This window comes from Mesorhizobium sp. (genome assembly GCF_004962925.1).
In the GTDB taxonomy this organism is placed as follows: domain Bacteria; phylum Pseudomonadota; class Alphaproteobacteria; order Rhizobiales; family Rhizobiaceae; genus Mesorhizobium.
Genome location: NZ_SUEO01000055.1, coordinates 10180 through 17441 on the forward strand (window position 1 = coordinate 10180; position 7262 = coordinate 17441).

Annotated in this window: 8 protein-coding genes; 6 read left to right on the forward strand and 2 right to left on the reverse strand. The window is 62.8% G+C overall.

The genetic code is table 11. From position 1 onward, the window contains the following. Together E5W87_RS13665 and E5W87_RS13670 are read left to right on the forward strand one after the other, a co-directional pair. Positions 1-446 (forward strand): ABC transporter permease (locus E5W87_RS13665; RefSeq protein ID WP_367118825.1); only part of this gene is annotated, 446 nt, incomplete at its 5' end. 5 nt (positions 447-451) lie between these two features. Beyond that, entirely contained in the window at positions 452-1417 is a 966-nt protein-coding gene (locus tag E5W87_RS13670; protein ID WP_292397982.1) for an ABC transporter permease, read from the forward strand. A 6-nt stretch (positions 1418-1423) separates the two neighbouring features. On the opposite strand, the gene E5W87_RS13675 is transcribed toward E5W87_RS13670, so the two are convergent. Together E5W87_RS13675 and E5W87_RS13680 are read right to left on the reverse strand one after the other, a co-directional pair. Then, positions 1424-2260: an amidohydrolase gene (locus E5W87_RS13675; protein ID WP_292397984.1), complete on the reverse strand. Its 837-nt coding sequence runs from the start codon at positions 2258-2260 to the stop codon at positions 1424-1426. 67 nt (positions 2261-2327) lie between these two features. Then, a complete protein-coding gene (locus E5W87_RS13680; RefSeq protein ID WP_292397985.1) occupies positions 2328-3116 on the reverse strand; it encodes an IclR family transcriptional regulator in 789 nt (262 codons plus the stop codon). A gap of 163 nt (positions 3117-3279) precedes the next feature. Here E5W87_RS13680 and E5W87_RS13685 point away from each other — a divergent pair, with 163 nt between their 5' ends. From E5W87_RS13685 to E5W87_RS13700, 4 genes are all read left to right on the forward strand, one after another. Next, positions 3280-4599 carry a sugar ABC transporter substrate-binding protein gene (locus E5W87_RS13685; protein WP_292397988.1) on the forward strand — a complete coding sequence of 440 codons (1320 nt, stop codon included), beginning with the start codon at positions 3280-3282 and terminating at the stop codon, positions 4597-4599. Between the two features lie 138 nt (positions 4600-4737). Next, positions 4738-5634: a carbohydrate ABC transporter permease gene (locus E5W87_RS13690; RefSeq protein WP_292397990.1), complete on the forward strand. Its 897-nt coding sequence runs from the start codon at positions 4738-4740 to the stop codon at positions 5632-5634. 2 nt (positions 5635-5636) lie between these two features. Then, positions 5637-6503, forward strand: a complete 867-nt coding sequence (locus tag E5W87_RS13695) for a carbohydrate ABC transporter permease (protein WP_292397992.1) — start codon at positions 5637-5639, stop codon at positions 6501-6503. Between the two features lies 1 nt (position 6504). Beyond that, positions 6505-7262 (forward strand): ABC transporter ATP-binding protein (locus E5W87_RS13700; protein WP_292397993.1); only part of this gene is annotated, 758 nt, incomplete at its 3' end.

Genomic DNA, 7262 nt, shown 5'->3' on the forward strand with positions numbered 1-7262 from the left:
AGCCACCAGAACAGGAAGATCAGCGCCAGCGGCAGACCCCCTACTACGACCAGCTGATGGCGGTGGGCAGCGACGACCGCGCCGCTTACACGGCCGGCGTTCCGGTGACGAAAGTCCGTTTCATCGCCTATGTCATGACCGGCATTCTCGCCGCCTGCGCTGGCCTGATGCTGACGGCGCTGATCGGCTCGGCCGATCCCAACATCGGGCCGACCTACACGCTGATCGCCATCGCCGCGGTGGCGCTCGGCGGCGTCAGCCTCGCCGGCGGGCGCGGTGGGCTCGCCGGGGCTGCGATCGGCGCCGTCGACATCTTCCTGCTTCAGAGCGTGCTGACCGCCTTCAACGTCTCCACCTATGTGCTGCAGATCGCCTATGGGGTCATTCTGGTTGTGGCCGTCATCATGACGGCGCTGCAGGAACGGCTCTCAGGACGGAAAGGTTGAGAAGCATGAACCGGAACTGGTTTCAGTCCACCAATGCCCGCGTTGCCGGCGCCTTTGCGGTCGCCGCCGTCTTGCAAATTGTCGGTACGCTGCTCATCCCGGGATATTCCGCGCCGTTCGCCATCCGTGCGCTGCTGGTCATCGCCTCGCTGCTGGCGGTGGCATCGATCGGCCAGACGCTCGTCGTCATCCTCGGCGGCATCGACCTGTCGATCCCGTTCATCATCGGCTTCGCCAATGTCGTTGCGGCACAGCTCTACGGCGCCGGCTGGAATTTTGCCCTGGTCTGCGTGGTTGTCGGCGTGCTCGCCATGCTGATCGGGGCGCTGAATGGCCTGATCTCGCGCGGGCTCGACATCCACCCGCTGATCGTCACGCTCGGCGTCGGCATGATCGTGCAAGGCGCCGTGCTATTGTGGACCGGCGGCTTTCCATCCGGATCGGCGCCTGCAGCCGTTTCCGCCTTCGTTTCGATCGGCGGTTCGGTCGGACCGCTGCCGGTGCCGGCATTGGTGCCGTGCGTCGCGGTGGTGACCTTGCTGGTGGCGCTGGTGCTGGCGCGCACGCCCTACGGCCGCCGCCTCTATGCGCTCGGCAGCAACCCAGGTGCTGCCCCGCTGGCGCTGATCGATCCGGTCCGCATGTGGACGGTGACCTACGCAGCAAGCGCTTTCTTTGCTGCCGCGGCAGGTGTGCTGCTGCTCGGCTTCACCGGTTCGGCCTATGGCGATGTCGGTCAGCCCTATCTGTTCCAGACCATCGCGGCGGTGGTGGTTGGAGGAGCTGCCCTTGTCGGCGGTCGCGGCAATTATTTCGGCACCATCGCCGGCGTGCTGGTGCTGACGGAGATCAACACGCTGCTGATCGGCGTAGGTTTCCGGCCCTCGACGGTGCAGGCAGCACTTGGTTTGGTCATCGTGCTGCTGGTTTCGCTTTACGGTCGCGAGCGGCACGTATCGGCGACAATCTGAGGCGGCTTACAAACTCCACAGCCGCTTTGCGTTGCCGGACAGCAGCTTTTCCCGTTCGTCAGCGCTTGCACCGCCAAGTAGCGCATGCGTCGCCGCCACCCAGGTCGCAAGCCCGCCGCCAAGCGTGCAGACCGGCCAGTCGCTGCCCCATACGACGCGGTTCCAGCCGAAACAGCTGATCGTGTGTTCGACATAGGGGCGCAGGGTATCGACGGTCCAAGAGCCGGGGTCGGCATAGGCGACCACGCCGGAAATTTTACCGACGACGTTCGGGCGCCGCGCGATTTCCGCCATATGCTCGCGCCAGGGATGCTCACTGCTGCCCTTGATGTCGGGCACGCCGCAATGGTCGAGCACGAACTGCACGTCCGGCGCGAGATCTGCGAGTGCGATCGCCTTGGGGATTTGGTGGGGCAGAACGACAAGGTCGAAGGTCAGCCGGGTGCCGGCAAGCCGCTTGATGTTTTCGCGGAACAGCGCGCCTTCCGAAAGCTCGTCCGGCATGACGTGGAGCACACGCCGAAAACCCTTGACGAAGGGATCGCCGCGCTGGTGCTCGAGATAGGCGGCAAAGCTCGGCGCTTCCGGTCGGCAGGAGGCGATTGCCCCGCGCAGCAAACTATCCCTCTGTTGTGACAGCGCTTTCACATGGCTGGTTTCGGCCTCGATGTCAGCCGGATCGACATCGACCTCCATGTGCAACGCACCCTCTATGCCGGCGCGGCGAGCCTGGGTTGCATATTCGTCATGGGAAAAATCGCGGTTGAGCGCCGGCACGCCGGAGAGCCAGGGATAGCGCAGCGCCGACTGGTCGATCAGGTGCAGATGGGTATCGAAGATCATGACGGTGCGCTCCTCCTCCGGCGTTACAAAATCATCTCGCGGAGAAATCTTTCATTCAAATAAGAATTCACTTCGCCTGCCTGACCGTTGATCCCGCCAGTTGCGAGAGCTTTTCGGTCGCCGCCAGCAACAGCTCTATCGTCCTGGTGATATCGGGCGCCTTGGGTGCGTTGACCAGGGTTATGTAGGGGATCGACAGCGCGGCGATCGCATTACCGTCCGACCCCAGCACCGGAGTGGACAGGTTGAACACACCGGCGGTCTGCATGGACGCCATCATCTCATAGCCCCGATCACGAATCTGATCGAGGCGGGCAAAGAATTCCGGCGACTGAGGCGGCTTGTCGGTGCTCCGCAGATGTTCGGAGATCATCATCTGCCGCTCTTCCGGTGAGCGGAACGCCAGCAACACATGTCCGGAGCCGGTGTCGAACAGGCTGATATGCGAGCCGACGCGTATCGAGATGCCCCAATAGTCCGGCGCCTCCTGCTGCGCGATCACCACAGCAGAACCGCGGTCGAAGACGACTAGCTGGTTTGCCTGCTGCGAGGTTTCGGCAAGTTCACGCATCAGCGGTGTCGCGTAGGAAACCAGCCGCCGCACCGGCGCGTGCAGCTGCGCCAGACCAAACAGCTTGAGCGTCAGCGAATAACGGTCACCGTCGGGCCGCGTGACATAGCCACGTCGCACCAGCCGATCCAGCATGCGGTAGAATTCGTTGGGGCTGCGGTCGAGCTTCTTTGCGATTTCCGCCTGCGTCAGGCCGCCGTCGACGCCCGCCAGAAGCTCGAGGATGTCGAGCCCCTTGTCCAGCGCCGGGGCACGATACCGGTCATCGTCCTCGTCCTCCGCCATCGTCACTCCCCAGTGAATTTTGGTTTTCATATACGCACACTGACCCGCATCCGGAAAGAACTTTCAACTTGACGACTGCATAAATGTTTTGTTTGTATATGAATGAAGCGCTGTAAGTCGGGTCGATACGAGTTCGCCGACACAGGCCTTTGGGAGGAATCAAATGACCAGACTATTTTACGGCCTGTCGGCCGGCGTAGCGCTGCTTGCACTTGGTGCGGGCGCTGCTTTTGCTGCCGAACTGCCCGGCAAGTTCGACGGCGTCACCATCGACGCCAAGCTGATCGGCGGCCAGCAATATGAAGGGCTCTACGCGCGCATCGGCGAATGGGAAAAGCTGACCGGCGCCAAGGTCAACGTGATCTCGAAGAAGAACCACTTCGAGCTCGACAAGGAAATCAAGTCGGACATCGCGTCCGGCAGCATCAACTGGTGCGTCGGCTCGAACCACTCGTCCTTTGCACCGCAATATCCTGATATCTACACCGATCTCAACGCGCTGCTGCCCAAGGAGGAGATCGACGCCTTCGTGCCGTCGACGATCAAGGCCTCGACGCTCGACGGCAAGCTGGCGATGCTGCCGCGCGCGCAGTTCGACGTCTCAGCGCTCTACTACCAGAAGAGCCTCTATCAGGACGAAGCCAAGAAGGCCGCCTACAAGGCCAAGTATGGCGCGGAGCTGGTGCCGCCCGACACCTGGGACGAGGTCGCCCAGCAGGCGGAATTCTTCGCCAGCCCGCCGGATTTCTATGGCACCCAGTTCGCCGGCAAGGAAGAGGCGATCAACGGCCGCTTCTACGAGATGCTCATTGCCGAGGGCGGCGAGTATCTCGACAAGGACGGCAAGCCCGCCTTCAACTCGGAGGCCGGCGTGCGCGCGCTCGACTGGTTCGTCAATCTCTACAAGGCCAAGGCGGTGCCAGCCGGCACCACCAACTATCTCTGGGACGATCTCGGCCAGGGCTTTGCCTCCGGCACGGTCGCGATCAACCTCGACTGGCCGGGCTGGGCAGGGTTCTTCAATGACCCGAAGTCCTCGAAGGTCGCCGGCAATGTCGGGGTGAAGGTGGCGCCGAAGGGTTCGGCCGGCATTCGCACCGGCTGGTCGGGGCATCATGGATTTTCAGTCACCGAAAACTGCGCCAGCAAGGAAGCTGCGGCATCCCTGGTCTGGTTCCTGACCAACGAGGACAGTCAGAAGCTTGAAGCAGCAAGCGGACCACTGCCGACCCGCACCGCGGTGTGGGACTGGGACATCCAGCAAGCGGCCGGCGATCCTTACAAGGCGGAAGTGCTGGCTGCTTTCCAGGAACAGGCAAAGCACGCTTTCGCCGTACCGCAGACGCCTGAATGGATCGAAATCTCCAACGCCGTCTATCCCGAGTTGCAGGCGGCCATCCTCGGCGACAAGACCTCCAAGCAGGCTCTGGACGACGCTGCCGCCAAGGCCACCCAGATCCTCGAAGACGCCGGCAAGCTTTGACATCTTCCCATGGGGGCGCTGCGCTTATCGAAGAGCGGCGCCCCTAACTTTTTGAACCATGCGCAACACGCTTTGTCTTGATCCCAGTTCGCCGATGGCGGCCTTCGGTGTCCGGGCACCAACCAGAACCGGATCGACATGAAAGGCTGGAGACCCTCGCCGCCATTGCTGCTCCTGCTTCCGGCGGTCATCGTGCTGGCGGCGGTGGTGGTCTTGCCGCTGCTGCTTTCGCTCTACTCCAGCTTTACGCCGTTCCGGCTGACCAGGCCGGAGACACTCTGGGTCTTCATCGGCGCGCGCAACTACCTCAACATCCTGAGCAACGGGGATTTCTGGATCGCCTTCGCCCGCACCGTTGTGCTGCTGACGGTGGCGCTCAATCTGGAAATGCTGATCGGGCTCGGGCTGGCTTTGCTGGTGGAGAAAGCGTCGCGCGGACAGCGGATCTTGCGCACCATCATGATGTTTCCAATGATGTTTTCGCCGATCCTGGTCGGCTTCCAGTTCAAATTCATGTTCAACGACAATATCGGCCTGGTGAACAACGCCCTGCAGGCGCTCGGCCTGACCGACCGCGCCATCCCGTGGCTGATCGACGGCAACCTCGCCTTCATCGCCATCCTCACCGCCGAGATCTGGTCATCGACTTCCGTGTTCGCGATCCTGATCCTTGCCGGGCTGCTGGCGATGCCGCGCGAACCGGTCGAGGCGGCCCGTGTCGACGGCTGCACGCCGTGGCAGACATTCCGCTATGTCACCTGGCCGTTCATCATGCCGTTTGCCTTCATCGCCATGACCATTCGTTCGCTCGACGTGGCGCGCGCCTATGACATCGTCAAGATCATGACCGACGGCGGCCCTGCCGGCCGCACCGAACTCGTCTGGACGCTGGTCGCCCGCACAGCCTACAGCGATGCCAGGATGGGCATGGCCAACGCCATGGCCTATTTCTCGATCCTGCTGTCGATCCTGTTCACCGTTTATTTCTACCGCAAGCTCGCCGCGGCGCGCACGCAGATCGCTGCGGAGTGGTGAGGATGGACCAGAACAGCCTGCATCGCGTCCGCAACAAGGCGCTCGGCATCGCTCACGGCGTCGGACTGTTCCTGGCCATGCTGGTCATCTGCCTGCCCGGCATCTGGATCGTGCTGTCGTCGCTGCGGCCGACCGTCGAGATCATGGCCAAGCCGCCGGTGTGGATCCCGCAGCAACTTTCGCTCGACGCCTACATCGCCATGTTCAGCGGCATCGGCAAGGGCGGCATCCCGGTGCTCGACTATTTTCGCAATTCGCTGATCATCTCGGTGACTTCGACGGTGATCGCGATCGCCATCGGCATGGCCGGCGGCTATGCCTTTGCGCGATATCGCTTCCGCGCCAAGTCGGCGATGTTCCTCGGCCTGATGCTGACGCGCACGGTGCCCGGCATCGCGCTGTCGCTGCCGCTGTTCTTCGTCTTTGCACGGCTCGGCATCATCGACACGCATTTCGGCCTGATCCTCGTCTATGTCGCGCTCAACGTGCCCTTCACCATCTGGCTGATTGACGGCTTTTTCCGCCAGGTCCCGAAAGATCTCGCCGAGGCGGCGCAGATCGACGGCTGCACGCGCTGGCAGGCCTTCTGGCAGGTCGAGTTTCCGCTTGCTGGGCCTGGCATCGCCTCAGCCGGCATCTTTGCCTTCCTTACTTCCTGGAACGAGTTCGCGCTGGCCTCGCAGCTGACGCGCTCGATCAACTCCAAGACCCTGCCGGTCGGCCTGCTCGACTATACGGCCGAGTTCACCATCGACTGGCGCGGCATGTGCGCGCTGGCCGTGGTCATGATCATACCGGCGCTCACGCTTACCTTCATCGTCCAGAAACACCTCGTCGGCGGCCTCACCTCCGGCGCGGTGAAAGGCTGACATGGCAACCGTATCCCTGAAGAAACTCACCAAAAGCTACGGCCCGGTTGCGGTCGTGCACGGCATCGACCTCGAGGTCGCCGACCGCGAGTTCATCGCGCTGGTCGGTCCGTCCGGCTGCGGCAAGTCGACAACCCTGCGCATGATCGCCGGCCTCGAGGACATCAGCGATGGGGTCATCGAGATCGGCGGCCGCATGGTGAACGACCTGCCCCCGCGTTCGCGCAACATCTCGATGGTGTTCCAGTCTTATGCGCTCTACCCGCACATGACCGTGCGCGAAAATCTCGGCTTCTCGCTGAAGATCGCAGGCGCGGCGAAAGAGGAAATGGACCGCCGCGTCGCCGAGGCGTCCGGCATTCTCGGCCTCGATCAATTGCTCGACCGCCGGCCGTCGCAGCTGTCGGGTGGGCAGCGCCAGCGCGTCGCCATGGGTCGCGCCATCGTCCGCGATCCCGACGTCTTCCTGTTCGACGAACCGCTTTCCAATCTCGATGCCAAGCTTCGGACACAGATGCGCACCGAGATCAAGAAGCTGCACGCCAAGGTCAAGTCGACAGTGATCTACGTCACCCATGACCAGGTCGAAGCGATGACGCTCGCCGACCGCATCGTCATCATGCGCGACGGCTTCATCGAACAGGTCGGCACGCCCGACGAAGTCTTCCGCCGGCCGCAGACGCGCTTCGTTGCCGGTTTTATCGGCTCGCCGCCGATGAATCTGCATGAGGCTGCGATCGACGACGGACAGCTGCTGTT

What these genes read in the sequence shown, in the direction of transcription:
- E5W87_RS13670 (WP_292397982.1), top strand. Translation starts at nt 452, where the DNA reads ATGAACCGGAACTGGTTTCAGTCCACCAATGCCCGCGTTGCCGGCGCC.
- E5W87_RS13675 (WP_292397984.1), bottom strand. Translation starts at nt 2,260, where the DNA reads ATGATCTTCGATACCCATCTGCACCTGATCGACCAGTCGGCGCTGCGC.
- E5W87_RS13680 (WP_292397985.1), bottom strand. Translation starts at nt 3,116, where the DNA reads ATGGCGGAGGACGAGGACGATGACCGGTATCGTGCCCCGGCGCTGGAC.
- E5W87_RS13685 (WP_292397988.1), top strand. Translation starts at nt 3,280, where the DNA reads ATGACCAGACTATTTTACGGCCTGTCGGCCGGCGTAGCGCTGCTTGCA.
- E5W87_RS13690 (WP_292397990.1), top strand. Translation starts at nt 4,738, where the DNA reads ATGAAAGGCTGGAGACCCTCGCCGCCATTGCTGCTCCTGCTTCCGGCG.
- E5W87_RS13695 (WP_292397992.1), top strand. Translation starts at nt 5,637, where the DNA reads ATGGACCAGAACAGCCTGCATCGCGTCCGCAACAAGGCGCTCGGCATC.